The sequence below is a fragment of the Jatrophihabitans sp. genome (assembly GCF_035474675.1).
Taxonomy (GTDB): Bacteria; Actinomycetota; Actinomycetes; order Mycobacteriales; family Jatrophihabitantaceae; genus Jatrophihabitans_A.
This window is the reverse complement of the sequence record NZ_DATINC010000075.1, coordinates 42,670-67,731: the sequence shown is the minus strand read 5'-3', so window position 1 is coordinate 67,731 and position 25,062 is coordinate 42,670. Positions and strand designations below refer to the sequence as shown.

At 68.8% G+C, this 25,062-nt stretch carries 19 protein-coding genes; 10 read left to right on the top strand and 9 right to left on the bottom strand.

Annotated features, from left to right (window positions below):
• Positions 1-41: 41 nt before the first annotated feature.
• The gene (locus tag VLJ82_RS09235; RefSeq protein WP_408663043.1) at positions 42-1,130 is read right to left on the bottom strand and encodes a 3-oxoacyl-[acyl-carrier-protein] synthase III C-terminal domain-containing protein; all 1,089 of its coding nucleotides are present in this window, start codon (positions 1,128-1,130) and stop codon (positions 42-44) included.
• A 242-nt stretch (positions 1,131-1,372) separates the two neighbouring features.
• On the opposite strand from VLJ82_RS09235, the gene VLJ82_RS09230 reads away from it, so the two are divergent.
• From VLJ82_RS09230 to VLJ82_RS09210, 5 genes are all read left to right on the top strand, one after another.
• Positions 1,373-3,835, top strand: coding sequence for an AfsR/SARP family transcriptional regulator (locus VLJ82_RS09230; RefSeq protein WP_408663042.1), 2,463 nt, complete (start codon positions 1,373-1,375; stop codon positions 3,833-3,835).
• A 249-nt stretch (positions 3,836-4,084) separates the two neighbouring features.
• Positions 4,085-4,222: a hypothetical protein gene (locus tag VLJ82_RS09225; RefSeq protein ID WP_408663041.1), complete on the top strand. Its 138-nt coding sequence runs from the start codon at positions 4,085-4,087 to the stop codon at positions 4,220-4,222.
• A gap of 346 nt (positions 4,223-4,568) precedes the next feature.
• The gene (locus VLJ82_RS09220; RefSeq protein ID WP_408663040.1) at positions 4,569-5,318 is read left to right on the top strand and encodes a helix-turn-helix transcriptional regulator; all 750 of its coding nucleotides are present in this window, start codon (positions 4,569-4,571) and stop codon (positions 5,316-5,318) included.
• A gap of 135 nt (positions 5,319-5,453) precedes the next feature.
• Entirely contained in the window at positions 5,454-6,437 is a 984-nt protein-coding gene (locus tag VLJ82_RS09215) for a DUF1702 family protein (RefSeq protein WP_408663039.1), read from the top strand.
• Positions 6,438-6,535: 98 nt separating this feature from the next.
• Positions 6,536-7,816 carry a cytochrome P450 gene (locus tag VLJ82_RS09210; protein WP_408663038.1) on the top strand — a complete coding sequence of 427 codons (1,281 nt, stop codon included), beginning with the start codon at positions 6,536-6,538 and terminating at the stop codon, positions 7,814-7,816.
• Between the two features lie 71 nt (positions 7,817-7,887).
• Here VLJ82_RS09210 and VLJ82_RS09205 read toward each other — a convergent pair whose 3' ends face one another.
• The gene (locus tag VLJ82_RS09205; protein WP_408663037.1) at positions 7,888-9,435 is read right to left on the bottom strand and encodes a GMC family oxidoreductase; all 1,548 of its coding nucleotides are present in this window, start codon (positions 9,433-9,435) and stop codon (positions 7,888-7,890) included.
• 277 nt (positions 9,436-9,712) lie between these two features.
• On the opposite strand from VLJ82_RS09205, the gene VLJ82_RS09200 reads away from it, so the two are divergent.
• Genes VLJ82_RS09200 through asnB form a run of 3 tightly spaced genes read left to right on the top strand, consistent with a single transcriptional unit; the run spans position 9,713 to position 13,996 of the window.
• A complete protein-coding gene (locus tag VLJ82_RS09200) occupies positions 9,713-10,555 on the top strand; it encodes an SAM-dependent methyltransferase (RefSeq protein WP_408663036.1) in 843 nt (280 codons plus the stop codon).
• A 9-nt stretch (positions 10,556-10,564) separates the two neighbouring features.
• Positions 10,565-12,115, top strand: a complete 1,551-nt coding sequence (locus VLJ82_RS09195; protein ID WP_408663035.1) for a GMC family oxidoreductase — start codon at positions 10,565-10,567, stop codon at positions 12,113-12,115.
• A 45-nt stretch (positions 12,116-12,160) separates the two neighbouring features.
• A complete protein-coding gene (gene asnB / locus VLJ82_RS09190) occupies positions 12,161-13,996 on the top strand; it encodes an asparagine synthase (glutamine-hydrolyzing) (RefSeq protein ID WP_408663034.1) in 1,836 nt (611 codons plus the stop codon).
• Between the two features lie 365 nt (positions 13,997-14,361).
• Here asnB and VLJ82_RS09185 read toward each other — a convergent pair whose 3' ends face one another.
• The 7 genes from VLJ82_RS09185 to VLJ82_RS09155 all read right to left on the bottom strand — a co-directional run bounded on the left by VLJ82_RS09185 (position 14,362) and on the right by VLJ82_RS09155 (position 21,688).
• Positions 14,362-14,772, bottom strand: coding sequence for an SgcJ/EcaC family oxidoreductase (locus VLJ82_RS09185; RefSeq protein ID WP_408663033.1), 411 nt, complete (start codon positions 14,770-14,772; stop codon positions 14,362-14,364).
• Positions 14,773-14,948: 176 nt separating this feature from the next.
• The gene (locus VLJ82_RS09180) at positions 14,949-16,403 is read right to left on the bottom strand and encodes an MFS transporter (protein ID WP_408663032.1); all 1,455 of its coding nucleotides are present in this window, start codon (positions 16,401-16,403) and stop codon (positions 14,949-14,951) included.
• A 206-nt stretch (positions 16,404-16,609) separates the two neighbouring features.
• Positions 16,610-17,251, bottom strand: coding sequence for a winged helix-turn-helix transcriptional regulator (locus VLJ82_RS09175; protein ID WP_408663031.1), 642 nt, complete (start codon positions 17,249-17,251; stop codon positions 16,610-16,612).
• Positions 17,252-17,377: 126 nt separating this feature from the next.
• A complete protein-coding gene (locus VLJ82_RS09170; protein WP_408663030.1) occupies positions 17,378-18,640 on the bottom strand; it encodes a styrene monooxygenase/indole monooxygenase family protein in 1,263 nt (420 codons plus the stop codon).
• Between the two features lie 158 nt (positions 18,641-18,798).
• Complete coding sequence (locus tag VLJ82_RS09165) at positions 18,799-19,677, bottom strand: SDR family NAD(P)-dependent oxidoreductase (protein WP_408663029.1); 879 nt, start codon at positions 19,675-19,677, stop codon at positions 18,799-18,801.
• 14 nt (positions 19,678-19,691) lie between these two features.
• Entirely contained in the window at positions 19,692-20,318 is a 627-nt protein-coding gene (locus VLJ82_RS09160; RefSeq protein ID WP_408663028.1) for a carboxymuconolactone decarboxylase family protein, read from the bottom strand.
• Between the two features lie 20 nt (positions 20,319-20,338).
• Complete coding sequence (locus VLJ82_RS09155) at positions 20,339-21,688, bottom strand: ABC1 kinase family protein (protein ID WP_408663027.1); 1,350 nt, start codon at positions 21,686-21,688, stop codon at positions 20,339-20,341.
• A 322-nt stretch (positions 21,689-22,010) separates the two neighbouring features.
• Here VLJ82_RS09155 and VLJ82_RS09150 point away from each other — a divergent pair, with 322 nt between their 5' ends.
• Both VLJ82_RS09150 and VLJ82_RS09145 read left to right on the top strand, forming a co-directional pair.
• Entirely contained in the window at positions 22,011-22,814 is an 804-nt protein-coding gene (locus tag VLJ82_RS09150) for a hypothetical protein (RefSeq protein WP_408663026.1), read from the top strand.
• A gap of 375 nt (positions 22,815-23,189) precedes the next feature.
• Positions 23,190-24,995 carry an NAD(P)/FAD-dependent oxidoreductase gene (locus tag VLJ82_RS09145; RefSeq protein ID WP_408663025.1) on the top strand — a complete coding sequence of 602 codons (1,806 nt, stop codon included), beginning with the start codon at positions 23,190-23,192 and terminating at the stop codon, positions 24,993-24,995.
• Positions 24,996-25,062 lie beyond the last annotated feature (67 nt).

The following is a 25,062-nucleotide window of genomic DNA, read 5'->3' as shown; positions in this document are numbered from 1 at the left end:
ATCCAGCAAAGTACTCGAATCAGTCATTTCTTCGGGGGGGGTCAGACCTGGACCAGGGTGCAGTACCACCGCATGCCGATCGAGATGCCCGACATCGCCACCAGGTCACCGGACTTGATGTCGCCACGCTGCAGGGCCTCGCCCAGGCTGACCAGCTGGTCGGCCGCACCCATGTGACCGTGGGTCAGCGACACCTCCGCGTTGGTGTGCTCCACCGTCACGCCGAACGGCGCCGCCACTTCCTCGATGGTGTCGGCGCTGTCGTTGATGTAGATGATGTGCGCCAGCCGCTCCGGGCTGACGCCGGCCTGCTGGCAGGCCAGGGTGATGACCTCGGTCACCCGGCTGCTGAGCTTCTCGGAGAACTCGCGCAACCGGTTGGGGTCCTTGCCGAAGTGGTTGAGCACCCGCTCCAGCCCGCTGGGAGCGGTCGCAGTCGACCAGTCGGCCGGCGGCTGGGGAGTCACCGCGCCACCGAAGTCGCACCGGAAGAAATCGCACAGGTCCGGATCGGTGAACTGCGCGGTGGCCAGCCAGCGCAGCTGGTCGTGGCCGCGGCGCAGTACGGTCGCCACCGCCCCGTCGCTGTGTACCGCGTTGTTCACGTTCATCCGGTTGCGGTGGAATTCGCTGACCCGGTTCACCGCGACGAACAGGGCGGTGTTCAGGTTCGGCTGGATGGCCATCTGGCCGGCGATCATGCCAAGCCCCGTGACGCCGGAGGCGCAGCCCTCGTTGAGCAGCAACGTCTGGGTCTTGTCGATGCCCAGCTCCCGGGCCAGCGCCGCCGAGGTGTCCCAGTACAGGTAGTCCGGCATCTCCGAGGTGGCCAGCACCACCAGGTCCAGCTCGGAGGCGTCCATGTTCAGCTCGGCCAGCGCCTTGCGGGCGGCGTCGGCGGCCAGCCTGGTGGCGGTGACGTCCGGCTCGGCCCGGTGGAAGGTGGAGTACCCCCAGCGGATCACCCGCTCGGGGTCGGTGACGTAGGAGCCGGCGGTCTCGGTCACGTCCAGGTCCTGGCCGAAGGCGTAGCCGAACGAGAGGATGCCGAAGTCGACGACCTGGCTACCTGGAGCCCTCTCGGAGTCGCCGGCGATGGTGGCTTGGGGGATGCTGGGGCTGTCAGCCATCTGGAGGGCTCACTTTCGCTCACGTCGTTGTGGGGGTATGCCCGGATCGGCTGCCGGCCAGGGGGCAACTTCCAGGCTGCTTTGCGCCGCCCTATCCTGACCATCGGCGTTGTACCGTTCGCTGCAGTAATGACTGCAGTTCGAACTACATCTGGTCTTATGGATTTTTATAGGTATTCTTCCTAGCCGAAACGTACTCCTCGCTTCTGCCATTGCTGCCAACCGCAGCAGGGAGGGCGCTAATGGACGATGTCGTCAGCGCCGGGATTAAATTCGAGGTGCTCGGCCCGCTACGAGCATGGCGCGACGGGGTCGCCCTGCCGCTTGGGCCGGTGCAACAGCGAGTGGTCCTGGCGGTCTTGCTGCTGCACACCAACCGGCCGATCGGCCGGCAGCAGATCATCGACGCGGTGTGGGGACCGGCGCACCCGACCCATGCGGTCAACCTGCTCCAGCGGCATGTCTCGGCACTGCGCCGGGTGCTGGAGCCGCAGCGCTCGGCCCGGGCGGCCTCGGACCGGGTGGTCTGGACCGACGGGGGCTACCTGTTCACGGTCTCGGCCGGCAGCCTGGACCTGGAGCAGTTCGACAGCAGCGTGAGCATGGCCCGGGCGGCCCGGGCCGCCGGTGACCTGCCGAAGGCCGCGGCGGCCCTGCACTCGGCCCTGCAACTGTGGCGCGGACCCGCCTGTGACGGCCTGATCAGCCCATTTCTGGACTCCCAACGCGAGCAGTTGGCCGAGCGCAGGATCAGCGCCCTGGAGGAGCGCATCGACCTCGACCTGGCTCTGGGCAACCACCTCGACGTCATCGCCGAACTGCGTGCGCTGGTCGCGGAGTACCCGTTGCGGGAGCGGCTGCGCGGGCTGCTGATGGCAGCGCTCTACCGCTCCGGCCGCCAGGCGGACGCGCTGGCGGCCTACCAGGACGCCCGCCGGCAACTGCGCGACGAGGTGGGGGTCGCGCCGGCGGCGGCGCTGCAACGACTCCAGCAGCAGATCCTGGCAGCCGACCCGGACCTGGCCCCACCGCTGCCGACCGGACCCCTCACCGTGCTCCCGCCGCGCAAGAGCCGGCCACAGATCCCGATGCCTGCGCAACTACCCCGCGATTTGTCCACTTTTGTCGGACGAGACTGCGAACTGAGCCGCCTCAATTCATTAGTAAACGCCAAGGACCCTCAGTCAGAAAATCCTGAAGTGACTGCGCTGTTAGGAATGGCAGGCATCGGGAAGACAACGTTGGCGGTGCATTGGGCGCATCAAATTCGGGACCAATTTCCAGATGGGCAAGTTTACTTGAATCTTCGCGGGCACGACCCGGGCGAGCCTGCGATGGACCCGGCCGAGGCGCTGCAGATCGTGCTGGAGGCCTTCGGGGTGTCCGGCCAGCAGATCCCGGCGAGCCTGGAGGCCCGCGCCGCGCTCTACCGCAGCCTGCTGGCCGGCCAGCAGGTGCTGATCGTGCTCGACAACGCCTACGACGCCGAGCAGGTGCGCCCGCTGCTGCCGGGCTCGGGCGGCTGCCAGGTGATCCTGACCAGCCGCACCCAGCTGACCAGCCTGGCCGCCATCGACGGCGCCCAACTGCTGCCCCTCGAGCCGCTGTCGAACGCCGATGCCCAGCAGCTGCTGGCCCGGCGGCTGGGAGCGCAACGGGTCGCGTCCGAGCCGGCCGCGGTCGAGCAGATCGTCACCGCCTGCGCCGGCCTGCCGCTGGCCCTGTCGATCGTGGCCGCTCGTGCCGTGCCCGGCTTTCCGCTGGCCGCGGTGGCCGACCAGCTGCGCTCCGCCCGGGGCAGCCTGGCCGCCTTCGACGCCGGTGACGAGATCGCCAACCTGCGCAGCGTGCTGGCCAGCTCCTACCGTGGCCTGACCCCGCTGGCGGCCCGGGTGTTCCGGTTGCTGCCGCTGCTGCCCGGGCCGGACTTCGCCAGCTGCGTGATCGCGGGCCTGGCGGGCCTGCCGATGGCCGCGGTCGACCCGCCGCTCACCGAGCTGCGCCGGGCCAACCTGATCACCGAGGTCAAGCCCGGCATGTTCGCGCTGCACGAGCTGCTGCGGGCCTACGCCACCGAGCTCAGCGGCGAGCAGGACAGCGAGGAGGACCGGCGGCTGGCCCTGCGCGGGCTGTCCGAGCACTGCCTGCACCCGGCCCACCGGGCCGACCGGTTGCTCAGCCAGCTGAGCGAGGACCGCAGGATCTGGCGGTCCGGGCAGCCGCCCACGCTGGCCGACGACCTGCCCGCCCACCGGGAGGCGCTGGACTGGTTCACCGCCCAGCACCCGGGCCTGCGCTGGGCGCTCGGGCCGTCGGCCAACTCGAGCTTCGAGCAGGGCCTGCGGCAACTGGCCTGGACGTTCGAGTCGTTCCTGGAGGGCAACGACTACCCGCGCGAGCCGCGGACGTTGCACCGGGGCGGCGCCGAACACGAGGAGCATCCGCACGAGCCGGCCGGCCAGGCGATCTGCCACGCCTGCCTGGCCTACGCCTACGGCCAGCTCGGCCGACTCGACGACGCCGAGCTGCACGCCCGCCAGACCCTGGCGCTGTACCAGGAGCTGGACCAGCGCATTCCGCAGGCGCATGCCTACCGGCTGCTGTCCTGGGTGCTGGACCTGCAGGGCCGCTACCGGGAGGCGCTGGTACAGGCCGAGCTGGCCGGCGAGCTGGCCGGCCAGCACCAGCTGAACCTGCCGGCCTGACAGCAATGCGCCCGAGGTCAGCGCCAGGGCGCACCCACCATTCCTTCTCCTCCGCCGCACCCCCGGGACGGAGCCACCGAGCAAGCTGCCGCCGGGCAGCCTCCGGTGCGCCGACGCTCCGGTCGGTGACGGCAGAAAGAACGTAGCCCCGCCTTTCTTCCGCTGAACGTGGCTGACACTGACGTCCTGCGCCGTTCTGCTCCGGCCAGGGAGGCTCGGACACTCCAGGTCCAACGAGGATGCAGATGGATGGCCGATCATCAGCCGGGCCTTCCTGCCACCGGGCACCTGCCCGGGATGCCGGCGGATCTGCTCGCGGCGCTGCGGGAACGCCGCCGGAGCGCGGAAGTATCGCGCGCGCCGGAACTGTTCGGCCGCGGGCGGTAGCGATCCGGAAGGCTCCCGTCCGGCCGGCATCCGCCCCGGCCGCGGCGGCCGTTCCGCACCGCTGCCCCGGGCTCGAACCGGTGCCGCGGCAGGCGCGTCGGCTGTCGGCTCAGACGTGCGCACCGTTGATTGCGCAAGCACTGTTGGTCGCTAAACATCCATACGGGCAACTTCAAAGAAAGGTGGTTGCCCAAGTATGCGCATCATCGAGCTATCGGCCGACATCGGTGCAAATACATCCGGGGACCTCATTCTACGGCACCCACACACAGTTACAACCAACGCTGAAATAAGGGGTAGTCACGTGGATGTAGCGAGGCAAGCGGTAGAACGCGCGATTACTACGATGTGGGAACGCTATAGCGAACCGTTGTCGTTGGATGAGATCGCAGACACCGCCATACTCAGCAAGTTTTACTTCTCTCGAGTCTTCAGGTCCATCACCGGCACGTCACCGGGGCGTTTCTTGACTGCGATCCGGCTGTACCGGGCGAAGAACCTTCTACAAAAAACTTCACTGAGCGTCACCGACATCGCATACATGGTCGGCTACAACAGCCTGGGCACCTTCACGACCCGCTTCACCAAGAGCGTCGGGATGTCGCCGGCCCGGTTCCGGGTGCTGTCGCACAGCGGCCTTCCCGCGTTGCCGCGCCCCGAGACCGACTCCTACCCGGGATCCGGCGAGCTGCACGGCACGGTGGTGCTGCCGCCGAACACCATGCCGCTGCGGGTCTATGTCGGCGCCTTCGGCAGCCCCATCGTCGAGGGAATGCCGGTCTCCTGCGACATCCTCGACACCTACGCCAATGCCGAGGGCTGCCAGGTGCACGAGTACCGGCTCAGCGAGGTGCCGGTCGGCAAGTGGTACGTGCGCGCCGCCGCCGTAGCGGTGCGCTGGGCCGACTCCGACATCCGGCCCTGGGCCCGCCGGCCGCTGTTCCTGGGGTCGGGAAAGTCCATCGTCATGCTTCCCGACCACACGGTGGAACTTCACATTCCGATGCGCGCGGTGGACAGCACCGATCTGCCGATCCTGCTGGCGCTGCCAGAGTTGGACAATCGTTTCTTTCCGGAGCCGATGTTGAGCGCTTAATGGTGGAATTTTTGAACCAAATAACGGTCGGGGCCGGGCGCCCACAGGCGGCCAGGAGTAGGCCGGTCGAGTAATGCGTTGCCACGATCCAGCATATTCAGGGACATTCGAGCGATCGGCCGATAGGAGAAAACAATGGCAAGTGGTTGGCGAGCGCTCAGGCGCCGGGTTCTGACACCGAGTAAGTCGGAAGCCAACCTCGATGTCCGCGGTTTCCATGCCAAGAGCCCAGCGGCACGACAGCTGCTGGAAACCGTCGGTGAAACCTTTTTGACGGGATATGCATATGCCGTCGAGGCGCGGGTGCCGGCAGAGGCCGAGGAGCGACTCGAACAGATACCGCGGCAGTTCCGCGGCTTTGCCTACGAAGGTGCCGGCATGGGCTTTGCGATCCTCGACGCCCTGCCGTTCGGTGGCACCCACCTGAGCCGGTTCCTGCAGGGCAGGGCCAGCGAACACATCTACATGGTCTACGTCGGGGTGGGCTGGGCCCTGGCCCGGCTGCCGCGGTTCCGCTGGGCCAAGGCGTCCGCCGGCGCCGTGGATCCGGTGCTGCGCTGGCTGGTCCTGGACGGCTACGGCTTCCACCAGGCCTACTTCCATACCGACCGGTACGTTCGGCAACAGTACCGGGAACCGAGCTTCCCGTGGCCGGCCGGCGGCCCGGCCTCGTACGCGAACCGGGTGATCGACCAGGGCATCGGGCGGGCGACCTGGTTTGTCAGCGGGACCGACCCGCAACGGGCCGCCGATCTGATCGACGCGTTCGACGAGAGCCGGCGGGCCGACCTCTACGCCGGTGCGGGCCTTGCTGCGACCTACGCCGGCGGGGTGGGCGAGGACGAGCTGCAGGCCTTCGTACAGCGAGCAGGCCAGTACCTGCCGGAGGTCGCCCAGGGCTCGGTGTTCGGCGCGGCCGCCCGGTTCCAGACCGGTCTCGTGCTGCCGCACACCACGCTGGCCGCCGCCACCCTCACCGGCCTCACGCCGGCAGCGGCGTCCGAGCTGGCCGACCGGGCCCGGACCGGCCTGCTCGGCGCCTCTGACCTCCCGTTGTACGAACTGTGGCGGCGCCGCATCACCACAGAGCTCAGGGAACTGCGCCGGGCCGCGCCGTGACGGCAACGGATTCGCCGGCCACCGACACTGCGGCCCGGCGGCCCGGCCGGCAGATCCCGGGGCCGGGGCGGGCGGCCACGCTTCCCGTCCTTGCCAGGATGGTGCGCAGCCGGCTGGACGCCATGGTGTGGGCCGTCGACAAGTACGGTGACGCGGTTCGCCTGCCGCTGGGCCCCAAGACGCTCTACTTCTTCAACCACCCAGACCATGCCAAGCACGTGCTGGCCGACAATGCCGACAACTACACCAAGGGCCTCGGCATGATCCACGCCAAGCGCGCCCTCGGAGACGGCCTGCTCACCAGCGAGGGCGAGGTCTGGCGCCGGCAGCGCAAGACGATCCAGCCGGTCTTCCAGGCCAAACGGATCGCCGCTCAGCTCGGCGTCATCAGCGACGAGGCCGAGCGGCTGGTCGCCCGGCTCCGCTCCCACAGCTCGGCAGGTCCCGTGGACGTCCGCGAGGAGATGACCGAGTTCACCCTGAACGTGCTGGGGCGAGCGCTGATCGATGCCGACCTCGGCGAGTTCGACTCGCTCGGGGAGTCTTTCGAGGCGGTGCAGAACCAGGCGATGTTCGACGCCATCACGCTGGGCCGGGTGCCGCTCTGGCTTCCGCTGCCCCTGCAGACCGGCTTCCGCCGGGCCAGGCAGGACCTGCAGCGGATCGTCGACAAGCTGGCCGCCGACCGCGGCAGCAGGCCGGCCGGCGACGACGTCGTCTCCCGGCTGATCTCCTCGGTCAGCCGGGAGCCCGACCAGCGCGCGGGACGGGCCCGGATGCGCGACGAGCTGGTCACCCTGCTGCTCGCCGGGCACGAAACCACGGCCAGCACGCTGAGCTGGACCTTCCACCTGGTCGACGAGCACCCAGACGTGTGGGAGCGACTGCACGCCGAAGCCGTCGCGGTGCTCGGGCAGGGGCCGCTGAGCGTCGAGAGCCTGCACCAGCTCACCTACACCACGCAGGTCCTGCAGGAGGTCCTTCGGCTGTACCCACCGGTCTGGCTGCTCCCCCGCATTGCCCGGGCAGCCGACGAGATCGGCGGATACCCGATCGGCGCCGGCGCCGACGTGCTGCTGTGTCCCTACCTGCTGCACCGGCACCCGGCGTTCTGGCCGGCACCGGCCCGCTTCGACCCGGAGCGGTTCACCCCCGCGGCCTCGGCTGGCCGGAACCGCTACTCCTACATCCCGTTCGGAGCGGGTCCGCGGTTCTGCGTCGGCAACAGCCTCGGGATGATGGAGGCCACTGTCGTACTCGCTACCATCGCGCGCGATCTGTACCTGACCAAGGCACCGGGATACCAGGTGACCGGCGAGGCGATGCTCACCCTGCGAATCCGGGGTGGGCTGCCGATGACGGTGCGCCCGGTGTCCTGATCGGGCTTCCTACAAAGAGAACCGGCTGGAGCGGATCATCCGCTCCAGCCGGGTCTCTCTGCTCGTCCGGGCTACTCGCGCAGCCAGTCGGCGCTCCGCTCGCCGATCATGATGGAGGTCAGGTTCGTGTTCGCGCGAACCGTGCTGGGCATGATGGCGGCGTCGCACACGTAGAGGCCCTCGAGCCCGTGCACCGCGCAGCGCTCGTCCACCACGGTGGAAGGATCCGACGCCGGCCCCATCCGCACCGTGCCGACCGGGTGGTAGGCGCTGTCCACGCTGGTCCTGACGTACTGCCGGATCATCTCCTCGTCCTCGATCACCGCCTCGCGCAGCACCACGAAGCCCTGTCCCAGCCCGCGGATGCCCGGATGGTTGGCCAGCTGCCAGGAGGTGCGCACGCCCTCCACCAGGAGGTCGAGCTCCCGGCCGTCGTCGCCCAGGAAGTTCAGCTCGACGTGCGGCGAGGCAAGCGGATCTGCCGACGTCAGCAGCAACCGGCCGCGGGAGCGCGGCCGCTGCGAGACCACCATGACGCCGAGGATCATCGTCGTTCCGGACAGCATCTGCAGTTCGGGGAAGGCCTTCAGGTCGAAGTGGTTCACCATGTAGTACTGCAGGTCGTTCGTCTCGCCCGATCCGCGAGCGGTGGTGCGCAGGATCTGCTGGAGGAACGGCTCGGCCGGGTCGCAGGCACCGGGCTGCGGTGACAGGAACACGCCGGTCCGCTGGTGGTCGACGAGGTTCGCGCCGACTCCCGGCAGGTCGGCGCGGCAGTCGATGCCGAGCCGGCGCAGGTCCTCGGCCGCGCCGATGCCCGAACGCAGCAGGATCATCGGCGATGCCACCGCGCCGGCCGCCAGAATCACGCGCCGGGCGGTGATCGTCTCGAACCCGCCGCCGGCGGCCGACGCCGTGACGCCGACCGCGCGGTCGCCTTCGAAGAGCACCCGGTCGACGACGGTGTGCGCCCTGATCTCGAGGTTGGGACGGTCCCGCACCGGGTTCAGGTAGGCCATCGAGGTGGTGACCCGGAGCAGGTCGTCGCGCCGGTTCGACGGGATCGGTCCCACGCCGGTCGCGTCCGGGTGGTTGTGGTCCTTGACCTCGGGATAGCCGGCCTCCAGGCAGGCTTCGGTGAAGGCGAGCTGCCCCGGCACCAGCTCGTCCGGCCGCCAGCGCCGGATGGGATACGGGCCGTCCTGGCCGTGGTACTCGCTGCCGCCGAAGTCCAGGTCGTCCTCCAGGCGCCGGAAGTACGGCAGCACCTGATTCCAGGACCAGGACGGGTTACCGGCACTGGCCCAGTCGTCGTAGTCCTGCGGAATGCCGCGCAGCGCGACCGTGGCACCGACGGCCGACGAGCCGCCGGTCACCTTCCCCCGGGGATAGCGAATTCGGCGCCCGTCGGAGATGTCGGCCTTGAACTGCCAGTCGTGGTCGAGAAAGGACATCGCGTTGCCGGAGCGGATGTCGCCAGGGGTCTCCTGCGACGTCAGGTAGTCCGGCCCGGCTTCCAGGACAAGGACCCGGCGCGATGCGTCTTCAGACAGTCGGGCGGCGAGCACTGCGCCGGCCGATCCGGCACCGACGATAATGTCGTCGTAGTGAGGCATCATCCATCATCCTCGCTGAGATAGGGCTGCGGAAGGAGCGACGCGAACAGGCGCGCGCGTCACCAGAGACGCACGAACTATGAGTCCCTCCGGGCAAGCGTCACACATCGGCCGGTACGGCCGACTACTCCTGCATTGCCTCTGCACTGCCTCTGCCGGTCGCGTGCGGTGCTGTCGCGCGCGGGGCAACGCCAGAGAAGCCGCGGGCGCACCAGCAGCGCCACGCTGAGGCCACATTAGCCGCGCTACGGCGCTACGGCGGACAACAGGAGGCTGGAGTATGCCTGACAATCTCCCGACCACGACGCTGGAAGAGGCGCCGGTCGGAGTGAACGCCATGATTCCCAACTCGGCGCGGATCATGGACTACCTGCTCGGCGGGAGCGCGAACTTCGCCTCCGACCGGGCCGTCGCCGACAACGCGTTCGTCAACTGGCCGGGCGACCCGGGCGGCGTCGAGGGGGTGAAGGTCGACCTGCACGCAGCGCGCGACGTCCTGGGACGCATCGTCGGGTACCTGGCGGGCGAGTGCGGGATCCGGCAGTTCCTCGACCTCGCCAGCGGGGTGCCGACGATGGGCAACACCCACGAGGCCGCCCGGGCGGTCGCCGCCGGCTGCCGGGTCGTGTACGCCGACAACGAGCCCTCGGTGGCGGCGCACGGGCAGTACCTGCTCGACTCCGACCCCGACACGGTCTTCCTGGACGGGGACTTCCGCAACCCGGCGGACATCCTTCGCCGCGCCTCGGCGACTCTGGACTTCTCCCAGCCGGTCGGCCTCATCCTGTTCGGGGTGCTGCACTTCGTCGAGGACGACGCCGACCCCGGGCCCGAGCAGATCGTGGCCCAGTTGCTGGACGCCGTGCCGTCCGGCAGCTACCTGGCGCTGTCCCACTTCGCCAAGGACGACACCGACACGGCGCTGAACGAGATGCTCACCGAGATGGACAAGCAGACCGGCGACTCGGTGGTGCGCCGCACCCGCTCCGAGGTCGAGCGGTTCTTCGACGGCATGGACATCGTGCCGCCCGGCGTGGTGGAGACCGAGCTCTGGCGGCCGGCGCAGGGCGCCGCGGGACCGAAGCCGTTGCCCATGTGGTGCGGGCTCGCCCGCAAGCGGTGAGAGGCGCGCATGTCGATACCGCAGATCTATGACGACATCATCGTGGGGGCGGGCAGCGCCGGCGCCGTGCTGGCCGCCCGGCTGACCGAGGACCCGGCCCGGCGGGTGCTGCTGGTCGAGGCCGGCCGGCACTACCCCACCGAGGCGGCGACCCCGCACGACCTGCTGGATGCCAACGCGATGTCGTTGGTGAAGCACAGCTGGGGCTTCACCAGCCAGCTCACCCGCGACCGCCGCGTGATGTTCCCGCTCGGCAAGGTGACCGGCGGCTCGTCGGCCGTCGGCAACACGGTCGTTATCCGGGGAACGCCCGAGGACTACGACGAGTGGGCGGCCGCCGGCAACCCGCTGTGGTCCTGGCAGCACGTGCTGCCGGTCTTCCGCGCCCTCGAGGACGACCTGGACTACGGCGACAGCGACGTCCACGGCAGCGGTGGCCCGGTGCCGGTGCGGCGCTGGCGTCCGGAGGAGTTGACCGACGTTCAGCAGTCCTTCCTCGATGTCTGCCTCGACGTCGGACATCCGTGGGCCGATGACCACAATCATCCCGAGTCGACCGGCGTCGGACCGATCCCGTCGAACCGGCGGGATCCCCGGATCCGGGTGTCGACGACCGGGTCCTACCTCTGGCCGGCGAGCACCCGGGACAACCTCACCATCCTGCCGCACGCGCTCGTCGACCGGGTGGTGTTCGAGGGGGACCGGGCAACCGGCGTGGTGCTGTCGGTGGACGGCGGCCCGTACGGCGAGGTCCGCGGCAGGCGGGTGATCCTGTCGGCCGGAGCGGTCGCCACGCCGGCGATCCTGCTCCGCTCGGGCATCGGGCCCGCGGAGGACCTGCGCGCGCTGGGCATTGCGGTGCGGGCGGACCTGGCCGGCGTGGGCGCGGGGCTGACCGACCAGCCGCGCATCGGCGTGTTCATGACGCCCAGGCCGGGGTACGAGAACGAGGGCAAGTCGACCGGGCAGATCGTGACCCGGACCAGCGACAGCCGGTTCAACGACCAGTACTTCGCCATGGTCAACCGCTTCGACCTCACCCTGCACTTCCCCGAGCTGCGCAAGGTCGCCGGGGCGAAGGCGGTGTTCGGCGTGATGGTCGTGCTCCGCCGGCAGCACTCCCGCGGCCGGGTCACGCTCGCGGCGGTCAACCCGTACGCCGCTCCCCGGGTCGACCTCGGCTACCTGTCCGACGAGCGCGACTACCGGCTGCTCGCCGACGGCGTCCGGGGCTGCTGGGAACTGGCCAGCTCGCCGAAGATCTTCGACAAGGGCGATCAGCTGGTTGCCTTGGACGAACGCACCATCAACGACGACGCGGCGTTGCGCGACTACATCGAACGGGCCGTCGACAGTGCCTACAACCCGGTGGGCACCGCGCGGATGGGGCCGGCCGAGGACCCGTGGACGGTGGTCGACCAGCACTGCGCGGTGCACGGCGTCGACAACCTTCATGTCGTGGACGCGTCCGTCATGCCCAGTATGGTGTGTGCCAATACGCACCTGAGCGTCGTGATGATCGGCGAACGGGCGGCCGCGCTGTTGCGCGAGCGCTCCTGAAGGAAATCCAACCAGAACTCTTCGATCAGCACTGGAGGCGGGCAGATGTGCGGAATCACCGGATGGGTCTCATTCGGTCGCGATCTCAGGCATGAGGCCAGAACCCTCGATGCCATGACCGAGACCATGGCGTGCCGGGGGCCGGACGCACGCGGCACCTGGATCGACCAGCACGCCGCTCTGGGCCACCGGCGGCTGGCCGTCATCGACCTGGTCGGCGGTGCACAGCCGATGACCGTGCACACCGACCGCGGCGACGTGACGCTCACCTACAGCGGCGAGGTCTACAACTACGTCGAGCTGCGCGAGGAGCTGGCCGGGCAGGGCGAGCGCTTCACGACCGCCAGCGACACCGAGGTGGTGCTGCGCGGGTACCTGCGCTGGGGGCCGCAGGTCGCCGAACGGCTCAACGGCATGTACGCATTCGCCATCTGGGACGCCCGGGAGCAGAAGCTGGTGATGATCCGCGACCGGATGGGGATCAAGCCGCTGTTCTTCCACCGGACCTCGGACGGCGTGCTCTTCGGTTCGGAACAGAAAGCCATCCTGGCCAACCCGATCGCCCCGCGGGTGGTGGACACCGACGGGCTGCGCGAGATCCTCTCCTACGCCTTCACGCCGGGACACGCGATCTGGGCAGGCATCCAGCAGGTCGAGCCCGGCACGGTGGTCACCGTCGATGCCGCCGGCGTGCGCGAGCGTACCTACTGGCGGCTGGAGACCCGGCCGCACACCGACGACGTGGACACCACGGTCGGGCGGGTTCGCGAGCTGCTCAGCGACATCGTGGGCAGGCAGCTCGTCGCCGACGTGCCGCGCTGCCTGCTGCTGTCCGGCGGCCTGGACTCCGGAGCGCTGACCGCGCTGGCCGCGGCCCACCTCGGCAGCGAGCCGGTACCGACGTTCGCGGTCGACTTCACCGGCCAGACGGAGAACTTCAGGCCCGACGAGCTGCGCGACGCACCGGACGGCCCGTTCATCCATGACGTCGCCGAGCACGTCGGCGCCGATCACACCGACATCGTGCTCGACTCCAAGACGCTGGCCGATCCCGAGGTCCGCCGGGCCTCGCTCATCGCCCGGGACGCCCCGATGGGGGCCGGCGACATGGACTTCTCGCTGTACCTGCTGTGCAAGGCGATCCGCGAGAAGTCGACGGTCGCCCTGTCGGGCGAGTCGGCCGACGAGCTGTTCGGCGGGTACCGGCACATGCACATTCCCGCCATCCAGCAGGCACCCACCTTTCCGTGGATCGCCGTCAGCGTGGGCCCGTTCGACAAGGACGCCACCGGGCTGAACCCACAACTGCTGTCGGAGCTGAAGCTCGAGGAGTACCGGCGGGACGGCTACGACAGCGCTGTCGGGGAGGTCCAGCGGCTCGACTCCGAGGACGACTTCGAGTACCGCATGCGGGTCATGGTCTACCTGCACCTCACCCGCTTCATGCGGTACCTGCTCGACCGCAAGGACCGGGTCAGCATGGCGCTCGGGCTGGAGGTCCGGGTGCCGTTCTGCGACCACCGGCTGATGGAGTACGTCTACAACGTGCCGTGGTCGATGAAGACCTACGACGGCAGGGAGAAGAGCCTGCTGCGCGGGGCGGTGAAGGACATGCTTCCCGAGTCCGTCGCCTGGCGGCCGAAGAGCCCCTACCCCTCGACCCAGGACCCCTACTACCTGCAGGAGCTGCAGAACCAGGGCAAGGAACTGCTGGCCCGGGGCGAGCACCAGTTGTTCGAGCTGATCGACCGGGACTGGCTCACGGCCGCAACCCGGTGCGAGCCGGCCGGGATGGAGAGGCTCACCCGGTTGGGCCTGGAGCGAACCCTGGATCTCGGTGTGTGGCTCGACGTGTACTCTCCGGAGCTTCGGCTGCCCTGAGGCCGGACGGCAGGAGCGGCTATCGCGGCCGCACGAAGGCGCTGGGGGCGGTGGCTACGGCCACCGCCCCCAGCCGCGTCCAGGAGGCCCGTGCGCCCGTCTCCGGTATCCAGTGCCAGAGGCGGCGATCGGGCGGCCCTGTCGCCCTTCCAGCCGGCGCGGCACCACCTTCGGTGTCCATAAGGGAAGCCCGAGGCCGTTGAACTTTCCGACGACCGGGCCTGGCCAGCCTTGGCGGCCGGCTACCGGCCACCGGCCGAGAAGTTCCTCCCCCTTCGCAGCGGTGCTCCGAACCCGGCACCGCACATACAAGTGCCCCGTTCCGCAGGGCGGAACGGGGCACTCGGGGGGATTGCTAGGTCAGATCACTGGCCAGGGCGGGGCGCGGTGGTGGGGCTGTTGCAGTAGGCCCCGATCAGCCACTTGCCGTCCTGCCGGGTGAGCACCCAGGTCGCGTACGCGGTCCGCTCCGGCGGGGCCGCGTCCTCGCCGGGAATCAGCACCCCGGTCTCGGTGATGACCACGGCGGTGTCATCGTTGAGGAATCTGACGTCCAGCACCTTGTCGGACGCCCGGGTGCCCTTGAACGGGCCGTTGAACAAGAACGTCATCGAGCCGTGGATGTCCTGGCGCGACTTCATGTACGAGCCGGGCAGGGTTGCGCTGGCGTTCTCGGCGTACTCGGAGACGAACGCGTCGGCGTCCCCCTTGTCCCACGCCTGGTGGACGCCATGGACGACGGCGACTACGGCCTCTTCCTGATTCTGGCTAGTCAAGATCCTTACCTCATCTCGTTCGTGTGCTTACAGATCACCGCGGTTGTCGGCCCCGAATAGGCCGAGCGCGATTGCACTGACGCTGGACTGGATCGTGCTCACCCGCGATCGCGAGGCGGTGACTCGGGTCGGCAGGTGTCGAACGCGCAGGTAGCCTGGTCTCCTTTCTCCGTGAATCAGTCGCTGGCCACTGGGGCTGCGGCGGCATTCATGGGCTCGTGCACGGCGGGGGCAGGAGCTGGAATGACAGCGCGGTGCCGCGGGTAGGCCAGTGACACGAGGATACCGACCGCTGAGAGCGCCGCGCACAGCCAGAGTGCATGGCTGAAGTTGGTGACGAAGGTCTGGTGGGAGGTGTAGTTGCCCGGGTGGGAGAAGACGCTGGCGGTGAGGGCGACCCCGAAGACCGCGCCCACCTCGCGCAACGTGGAGCTGGTACCCGAGGCGATGCCGATCTCGTGAGGCCGCACCGCGGTCATCACGCCGTTGGCGACGGTCGGGAAGACGATGCCGATGCCGATGCCGGCGACCAGCAGCGGGCCGAGGAGCTTGATGAAGCTCATGTCCGGCTCGGCGATCAGGGCCACCCAGCCGAATCCGAGTGCCTGCAGGGTCATCCCCAGGGCCATGAACGGCCGGTTGCCGTACTTGTCGGCCATCGGGCCGACCACCGGGGCGATGAACATGGACACGCCCGTCCAGGCAAGCAGGTGCAGACCCGCCCGGATCGGGCTGTCCCCGAGCCCGGACTGCAGGAACTGCGACATCAGGAAGAGCGCGCCGAACAACGGCGCGTACATGAAGAAGGTGACCCAGCTCGCCGCGTTGAAAGCCTTGTTGCGGAACAGGTCCAGGCGCACCATCGGCGTGCTCCGGCGGGCTTCGACCGCCAGGAACACCGCCACGATGGCCGTGCCGACGATCAGCGCGGTGATGACCTGCGCGCTCCCCCAGCCCTCGTCGCTGACCCGCACCAGACCCCAGACCAGCACGAACAGGCCGACGCACGCCAGCACCAGCCCGTAGAAGTCCAGCGGCTGCTTCGGGCCGTAGCTCTCGGTCAACCGCGACAGCGAGAGCAGGCCGGCGATGATGCCGATCGGGACGTTCACCCAGAAGATCCAGTGCCAGTTGAGGCCGTCGACGACCGCGCCGCCGAAGACCGGCCCGATCGCGACCGCGACGCCGGAGACCGCGCCCCACATGCCGATGGCCGCGCCGCGCTTCTCGACCGGGAAGGCGTCACTGATGAGCGTGAGCGACACCGGCATGATGACGGCGGCGCCCAACCCTTCGCCGGCCCGGGCCGCGATCAGCACGCCGACGTTCGGCGACAGCGCCGCCACCGCCGAGGCCACCGCGAAGATGATGAGGCCGATCGCGAACAGCCGGCGACGCCCGAAGCGATCAGCCAGTGCGGACGCGGTCAGCAGGAAGCACGCGAAGGTGAGGACGTAGGCGTTGATGGTCCATTCGAGGGCGCCGAGGTCGGCGTTGAGACTGGTGCGCAGGACCGGCAGCGCGGTGGTGACTACCAGGGCGTCCAGGGCGGCCATGAAAACGCCTACCGAGGCAAGCGCCAGCGTCCAACCCTTGTGGGGAGCGACTGTCCCCGAATCGACGGATTGCATGGGTGTGGCCCACTCCTTTTCGAGGCGTTACGGCTTGCGACGACAGCCAGAAACCATTCGCACTACCAGCAGTTGGTTCAATTTTTGCACTATCACCGGAGCCTACGGCGACCTTCAAGGACCGCGCAAGTCTCGCGCACCTCTAGGGCGAGAAATACGACACTCTGTCGGGGGTGCCGTGCCGAACTGCCGAGATCGCGGCGATGCTACTTGATCAGTGACCTGATCAGACGCTCATCGCCACCGAGCTTCGCGCGTCCTTCGTCGACGGCGTCGTCGAGGGTGTCGTCACCGGTGAGCAGCTTCTGCAGGGTGCGGGACTCGATGTCGACGACCGCGTCCGGCTGGGCGGCGCTGGCCCGGGTGACCTCGAGCCCGGTCTCGCCGAAGCGCAGGACGAAGGACTCGCTGTCGTCCACCCGCAGCTGGCAGGTACCGGCCACCGGCGCCCCGGCCAGGAAGACGAACTCGGCCTGGGCTCGCAGTGCCAGCACCAGCGAGTCCACCGTCGATGGGGCCTGGCGGTCCCAGAAGGGCGAAGACGTTCCCCAGGTGCCGAGCGCGAACAGCACCGGCTCCAGGGCACGGCCCCAGTCGGTCAGCTCGTACACCGGGCCGCCGCCCGGGCCGTCCGCGAGCCGCTTGCGCAGCACACCGATCTCGGCGAGGTCGCGAAGCCGGGTGGACAGGATGTTCGAACTGGCGCCGCAGAGGGCGTTGCGCAGGTCGGCGAAGCGCTTCGGTCCGAGCAGCAGCTCGCGCACCACCAGCAGGCCCCAGCGCTCTCCCACCAGGTCCAAAGCGTGAGAAACCGGACAGCCCTCGTTGTAGCTGCGCTTCCTGCTCATCCTTTTACGGTATCCCCGTGACTGCGCTTTTACGATATCTGCACAAAAATTCTTATCAGCACTTCCGGCCGGCGGCAACAGCTCCGGTGGTCGCGGCTGCCGCCGCCGGCATCCGGTAGCGCCTCGTTACGGGTGGGCCGACCCGACCGGCGGCGCGCCGACGACCTGGCCGAGGTAGGCGGCGGCCTTGTCCGGGTCCATGAACCACTCGTCGAAGTCGTTGGGGTCGTCGAAGGCCTCGATGTAGCGGTTGCCGATCGCGGGGAACTGGCTCGCGGCCCCGAGGATCTCCAGGACGTGCGGGGGCGGCGGCACCAGCATCATGTTCGACCACTGGGTGGTGGCGCGGCCGTGCTGGGTCCAGAACTTCTCGAAGACGCGCTCCATGAAGGCCCGGTCGAACGGCCGGTCGGCGTGCTCGAGGATGCTGTCGAGGTAGATGGCCGCGCACTTGGCGGCCATGTTCGACCCCTGGCCGGTGATCGGGTCGTTGGTCACCACGGCGTCCCCCAGGCCCAGTGCGAGGCCGCCGGAGGGCAGCGTCGCAACCGGGCGCCGGACGATCGGGGTGACCGCACCCCGCAGCGTCGCGCCCTGGTCGGTGAGCTCGAGCTTGGTGTAGCGGTCGCGGACCCACGGCACGTGCAGCTGGAGCAGCTCGGTGAACCGCTCCAGGTGCTCGGCCGGCGAGCGGACGTCGTCGAACACGTCCAGCGGCCCGCCCGGGATGGCCTCGAAGAACAGGATGTGGCAGGGGCCGGAGACGGTGAGCGCCGGCATCACGATCATCTCGCCCCGGCCCGGCAACAGGTGGAAGTCCACCGAGTGCTCGCCGGGACCGGCCGGGTCGGGCAGGTAGCCGTTGACGTAGACCAGCGCGAGCGTCCGCTGCGGCGTGGTGAAGGGCGAGCGGAACTCGTCGCGCTCGAACACCCCGGCAAGCTCCCCCTTGCCGGCGGCGACCAGCACCAGGTCGTACCGGTCGGCCCACGCGTCGAGGTCGGCGACGGTGGCCGGGGTGATGATCACCGTGCCGCCGTTCTCCTCGAACAGCCGCAGCCAGCGCGACATCTTGACCCGCTGGTCGACGTCGCTGCCGGGCTTCTTCAGCGGGGCGCCCCACTCGAGGATCGGCGTGGGCCCGTCGCCGCCCAGCGCGAAGGTGGTGTTCGGGGTGTAGGGCGCCTGCTCCTCCCAGAGGGAGATCCCGAGCTCGCGCTCGTACTTGAGCGTGCTGTCGAACTGGAACTGCGAGGACATGACGTTGCCGGACTCGATCTCGTCGGCGGTTCGGGCTGACACCACGGTCACGTCATAGCCGTGCTGTTGCAGCCCGAGCGCCAGGTGCAACCCGGCCTGCCCGGCGCCCACGATCAGTATCTTGCGCATCTAGCCACCCTCTCCTCGTGCGGTGCCGCCAGGTTGGATTGACGGCCCGACAGTGCCTCACGTGTTTTCTGGTCCCAGCGCCGCGGCATTCCCCTGCTTACCGACAAAGGCTGCCAGGCGTCAATGAAATGGATAATTTTAATTTTGAACTAACTCAGCTACGGGGTCGGGAAGAATGTGCGGATGAATTTCTCCCAGGCCCGCTCCCCGAAGATCACCCGCTGCGGGCGCAGCAGCCGCACCGGTATGCCGATGCGGTAGCGGATCCGCGGGTTCGGCTCGGTGATCGCCTTCTCGACGACCTCGGCCACCTGGCCCGAGCGCAGCGACAGCCGGCCGCGGCCCTTCGGATGCTCGACCTCCCGGTAGGCGCCGTGCCAGGTGACGAAGCGCTCCCAGAAATCGCCGTACGGATCGTTGTCGGTAGAGCCCGGAGCCAGCCCGAGATCGCCCACCGTGGTGGGAACGAAGGCACCGAGGATGGGCGAGGGCTCGATGATGACGACCTCGATCCCGAAGCGGCTCACCTCCAGCCGCAGCGAGTCGCCGATCGCCTCCAGCGCGTGCTTGGTGGCCTCGTAGTAGCCACGCCCCGGGGTCGCGAAGAGCCCGAAGATCGAGGACATGATGACGATCCGGCCCGAGCGCTGCTCCCGCATGCCCGGCAGCACCAGCTGGGTCATCCGGGACAGCCCGTAGACGTTGGTCTCGAACTGGCGGCGGACCTCCTCCATCGGCGTCTGCTCGATCGTGCCGTTGAGGCTGTAGGCGGCATTGTTGACCAGCACGCCGACCGCGCCGTGCTCGGCGGTGATCCGCTCCACCGCCGCGACCATCGACTCCTCGTCCGTCACGTCGACGCGCAGGGTGGTGATGCCCTCCTCCGCCAGGTCCTTGAGGCCGTCCAGGCTCCGGCCGCTGGCATAGACCGGCCATCCTGCCCGGTGCAGCCGCCGGGCGAGCGCCCTGCCGGTACCGGAGGAAAGCCCGCTCACCGAGGAGACCCCGGTGATGAGAACCGCGCGGGAGGAATTCATGGTCAGGCTCCGTCTCACACGGCCGGAGCGGCCTCAGCCGGCTCCGCGGCATCGGGCAGCTCCTGCTGGGAGATCCGGCTCCGGGTCACCGTGGTGCCGAGCCCGAGGCCGTCCACCAGGCGGGTGATGAAGTTGAACAGCGCCGCGCAGAAGAACGCCTCGAGCAGGTCGTCGGCGGTCCAGCCGGCATCCAGTGCCAGCTGCCAGTCGCTGTCGGTGATCCGGTAGGCGCTGTGGCTGAGCTTGGTCAGCAGGCGCAGCAGCACCTTGGTGCGCTCGTCCACCGGGAGGTCGTCGGGCGAGTTGGCGGCCGAGATCGCCTCGGCCAGTTCCGCGCTGCCGCCGAAGACCTGCAGGAAGAAGCTGTGCGTCCCGACGCAGTACGGGCACTGGTTCACCTTCGACGTCCAGGCCGAGATCAGCTCCCGGGTCTGGCGGGGCAGCTTGCCGTGGTTGAAGACGCCGTTGAAGCCGGCGAGCATGGTTTCGAGCAGCTCCGGCCGCGACGACACCAGCCGGAACATGTCGGGTACGAACTCCAGGCCGGTCACCTGCTTGGCACGCGCGTAGAGCTCTGCCAGCTGTCCGGTCGCGTCCGCCTCGTCTACCAGCGGAACCCGGACCCCTGAATTTCCATCCATCTGTACACCATTTCCTCTCGTTAGCCGACCGAAGCGCGTGGCATGTTCCTTCGGCGGAGTACGGGTATCGCCTCTGCCTGGAAATCCAGTTCGGGATTGAGTCCTTGCACGATTCCCTCGACCACCAGCAGTGACAGCAGCGGGAACGCGAACTCCGGAACCGGGAAAAGACCGTAGGTTCGCTGGAGCAGGAAGAGCCGCCCGGCGAACTTCGCCAGGTTGAACTCACCGGAACGGGCCCCGGCCGCCTCCTTGACCAGAGCGGTCAGGTCCGCACGGAACCCGTCGAGATCGCAGCCCGGCGCGATGCTCGCCGCGCTCTCGATCATGATGTGGGCACACAGCGGGCCGTTGCCCATGGCCAGGTTGATGAAGAAGTCGGCGAAGGATGCCCGCACCTTGTCCGGAAGCTGGATCACGAAGCCGGCGTCGAGGATGACCAGGGAACCGTCCGGATTGATGTAGAGGTTGCCCGGGTGCAGGTCGCAGTGCACCAGCCCGTCGACGAAGAGCATCTCGTAGACCACCGACATCACCTGGCGGGCCGCGATGTCGCGCGCGTCCTTCGACAGGGCCTGCGGTGCGAGCCGGACCAGCCCGTCCAGGTACTCCATGACCAGCACGTCGTCGCAGGAGAGCTCGGGAAGCGCCGCCGGAATCCGGATCCAGTCGAACTCCGCCAGGTTCGCGCGCAGCTGCTCGAGTGCGGCGCCCTCCGCCTGGAGATCCAGCTGGTGCAGGATCGCCCCACCCACCTGGGCGTGCATCACCCCGACGGGCATGGACCGCAGCTGCGGCAGCCATGCCACGGCGCCGACGGCCAGCGAGGTCAGCCGGAAGTCCTGGCGCATGATGCGCTCGATGCCCGGCCTGCGTACCTTCACCGCCACCTGCCGCCCGTCGCGGGTCCGGGCGCGATGGACGGTCGCGATGCTGCCGGCGGCGACCGGTGTCCAGTCGAATTCGGCGTAGGGCCACTCCCGTCCCCGGTACGCACTCCGGACCGCCTCTTGCAGGGCGGCCCGCGGCGGCGGAGGCGTCGAGTCCCCCAGCCGGCCCAGCGCCGTGCACACCCGCTCCGGCAGCAGATCGCGCCGGGTACTGAGCAACTGGCCAATCTTGATGTACGACGGGCCGAGCGCGACCAGCAACGCCGAGAGCCGCTCGCCGCCGCCCGCCCACCGCCGGCGCAGCAGCCGCGCCCCGAGCGCGACCGGCCCGAAGACCAGGCCGTGGCCGAGCAGAATGCCGCCGACCCGCACGGCGCGCAGTGCCGTGGCAGGCATTTCCGTGCCGAGCCCAGCGGTCGCTCGAGCCAACGCCGTCTCCTCACCGATTCGATAGGTTGCGCAAGCAGCATGGGCGAGCACGGGTTATTCCTATCCTTGACGCAGGAAATCGTCGGCGGGAAAGTCGGCAAGCGACTACTTCGAACGTGCCCTGCCACAGCGTTTATCGAAGGCGAAATCCGCCCGTGCGATCAATCCCGCACGACTGCTCCGGCCGGCCGTATTGCAAGCAACGCCACAGCACGACAAAAGAACTTCCGCTCCTACGCCGAGCCACACTGGACTCGCAAATCGCCCGGGTTTCCATCCGCGGCTGGAGAGGTTGGCGATGACCGAAACGCGGTATCAACCCTACCGAGCAAGGAACATAACACTGGAGAAATGGCAGGCAGCACGCGCCGCGGTGCAAGACACCGTCGACCGTTTCAGCACCCTGGTCGAATCCGCCGACCCGCGGGCCATGGCGACGGCTGACTGGACGGTGACCGACACCGCGGCCCATGTCGCGGCCATCGCCTGGCTCAACACCGCTCTGGTGGGATCGCAGCGCACGCCATTCCCGCTGTCGAACATCTCCCAGCGCATCGCCGCGACCACGGTCGACAACATCCATGCCGGGCTGAACTCGGCGATGCTGCGCTCCTACCCCGAGCGGAACCCCGGCACGATCGTGCACGGGCTGCGGTCCTCCGTCGAGGAGATCCTGCGCCTCACCGACACCGCCGACCCGGCCAGGACCGTGGACTGGCTCGGTGCCTCGACGCTCCCGCTGGCCGGCCTGCTGGCCCACCTGACCAACGAGCTGCTCCTGCACGGCCGTGACATCGCCCGCGCGGTCGGCCGGCCGTGGCAGGTACCGCATGCGTACGCCGCGCAGTTCTTCGAGCTTTTCCTGGTGGAGATCGCCCGCACCGGCGCGGGCCACCTGCTCGACGACGACCGGCCGGTACGGCCCGGCCGGATCGCGGTGCAGTTCCGCTCCGACTACACCGCTGCCGTCACCATGGTTCTCGACACCGGCCGGTCCTGGGTCGAGGAGCCCAGCCGCGACAACGATGTCCGGGTGTACTTCAGGCCCGCTGCCCTGAGCCTGGCACTCTTCCACCGGATCTCCTGGGCCAGGGCGGCGATGACCGGTTCGGTGCGGGTCCGGGGACCGCGGCCCTGGCTGCTCGCCCCGTTCCTCCGCAAGATCCGCTTTCCCTGAGGCCCGTCGCCGAGCTCGGCAGGGCGGCGCCGCTCCCGGATGCCGCGCGGGACGTGCCGTCGTCAGAGGAAACCCGGCCGGCTCGCCGCCGGCTATTCGAGCGTGCTCCGGCCCGTATTCGAGCGTGCTCTGGGCCGTATTCGAGCGTGCTCCGGCCGGCTTCGGGGCCGTGGCGTAGCCAGAATTGCACACCGCCACTTTGAGATTGCGGTCGGCAACGCAAGAGAAGCCCGGACGCTGGTACGGGCACCATGCTGGTCACGGCCGACCGGCGCTGGCACGAATACCCGCCATGACCAATCACAAATCTTTGAGGAAAATATGGATACCCAGCGATATGAAGTGGCGATTCTCGGTTCGGGAATCGGCGGCTCAATGCTCGCGTGCATCCTTGCCCGGCACGGGGTATCGACCCTGCTACTGGAGGGGGCCAGCCACCCGAGATTCACCATCGGTGAATCGCTGATTCCCGAGACCGGCCTGCGCCTGCGCATTGTCGCCGAGAAATACGGCGTGCCCGAGATCGGGTGGATCGGCACCTTCCACAAGCTGCGCAGGCATGTCAGCAGCAATTGCGGCGTGAAGCGCTCCTTCGGCTTCATGTACCACCGTTTCGGTGAGGAGAACCGGCCCGAGGAGATCAACCAGTTCGGCACGCTGGCACCGCCCGTCGGCCCCGACTCGCACCTGTTCCGCCAGGACACCGACGCCTACCTGGCAGAGCTCGCCGTCAAGTACGGCGCGACGTTCCTGTCCCAGACCCGCATCGCCGACATCGCCTTCGGCGACGACGAGGTCGAGCTGCACGCGGTCTCCGGCGAGACCTACCGCGCCAAGCTGCTGATCGACGCCTCGGGCATGCGGTCGATGGTCTCCGACCAGCTCGGCATGCGCGACGAGGTACCGCGCTTCCGTACCGACACCCGAGCCATCTACACCCACATGATGGGCGTCCGCAGCGCCGACCTGCTGCTGGGTCCCAACGACCGGGACGGCCTGCTCTCCCCGCTCGGCCAGTCCACCATGCACCACGTCTTCGACGGCGGCTGGATGTGGGTCATTCCGTTCAGCAACCACCGCGACGCCACCAACCCGCTGACCAGCGTGGGGCTGATGCTCGACCGGCGCAAGTACCCCGAGCCGCACGGCACTCCCGAGCAGGAGTTCCACCGGATCATCTCCGCCTACCCGACCATCGCACGGCACTTCGCCGACGCGCGCCCCGCGCGGCCCTGGATCAGGTCGGGCCGCATCCAGTACTCCTCGCCGCACCTGATCGCGCCGCGGCTGATCCAGCTCCCGCACGCGGCGGCCTTCATCGACCCGCTGTACTCCAGCGGCATGTCGGTCCTCATCATCGCGGTCGACCTCATCGCCGACGAGCTGCTCAAGGCCGTCGCGCAGAACGACTACGCCGTCGAGCGGTTCAAGTTCATGGAGGACGTGGTCAACCGCGGCTTCGACCACTACGACTCGGTGGTGTCGGGATCGATCGACTCGTTCGCCAGCTACGAGACCTGGAACGCGTGGAACCGCAACTGGGTGATGGGCAGCCTGCTCGGCACCTTCGGCCCGCTGTCGCTGCTGATGCGCTACCAGAAGACCAAGGACCGCTCCTACCTGGAGAAGACCACCGAGCCGAGCAGGATGGGCGTGCTCGCCAGCCACCTGCCGGGCGTGGTCGAGCTCGTCCAGGCCTCGCGCGCCGACATGGACGCGGCCCTCGCGGGGCGGCTGAGCTACCAGGAGGTGAGCGACCGCATCTTCGCCCGGTTCCGCACCGCCGACTTCCTGCCGCCCTACATGGGCTTCGGTGATCCCAGGAAGACCGCGACGGCGACCTTCACGCTGCTTCCCGGTGCCCGGCACGTGCTCTGGTACCGCAGGCACGGCGACGCGGTGTACCGGGACAACTGCACCTTCCCGCTGACCACCTACACCCGCAGCGGTGCGGACTTCGTGCTCGACGAGGTCCGCCAGGCCGTGCGGAACAGCGTCTCGGCGGTACGCGACGTCTTCTTCGCCGACAACCGCGACTGGCAGCACACCGCGCCGGCACTCGAGGCGCACCAGGAACTCGTGACACCGGTGCCGGCTGCCGTGCCGTCGGCGAACGAGCCGGGCGCCTTCGAATTCGTAGACGACGTGCCGGCCACCGCCTCGCCGAGCGCGGTCGGCTGAGCTTTCCCCCTATCCCTCTGCTGTGCGGCAAGCGGGTGCCGGCTCCGGCACCCGCTGCGGCAGAGCC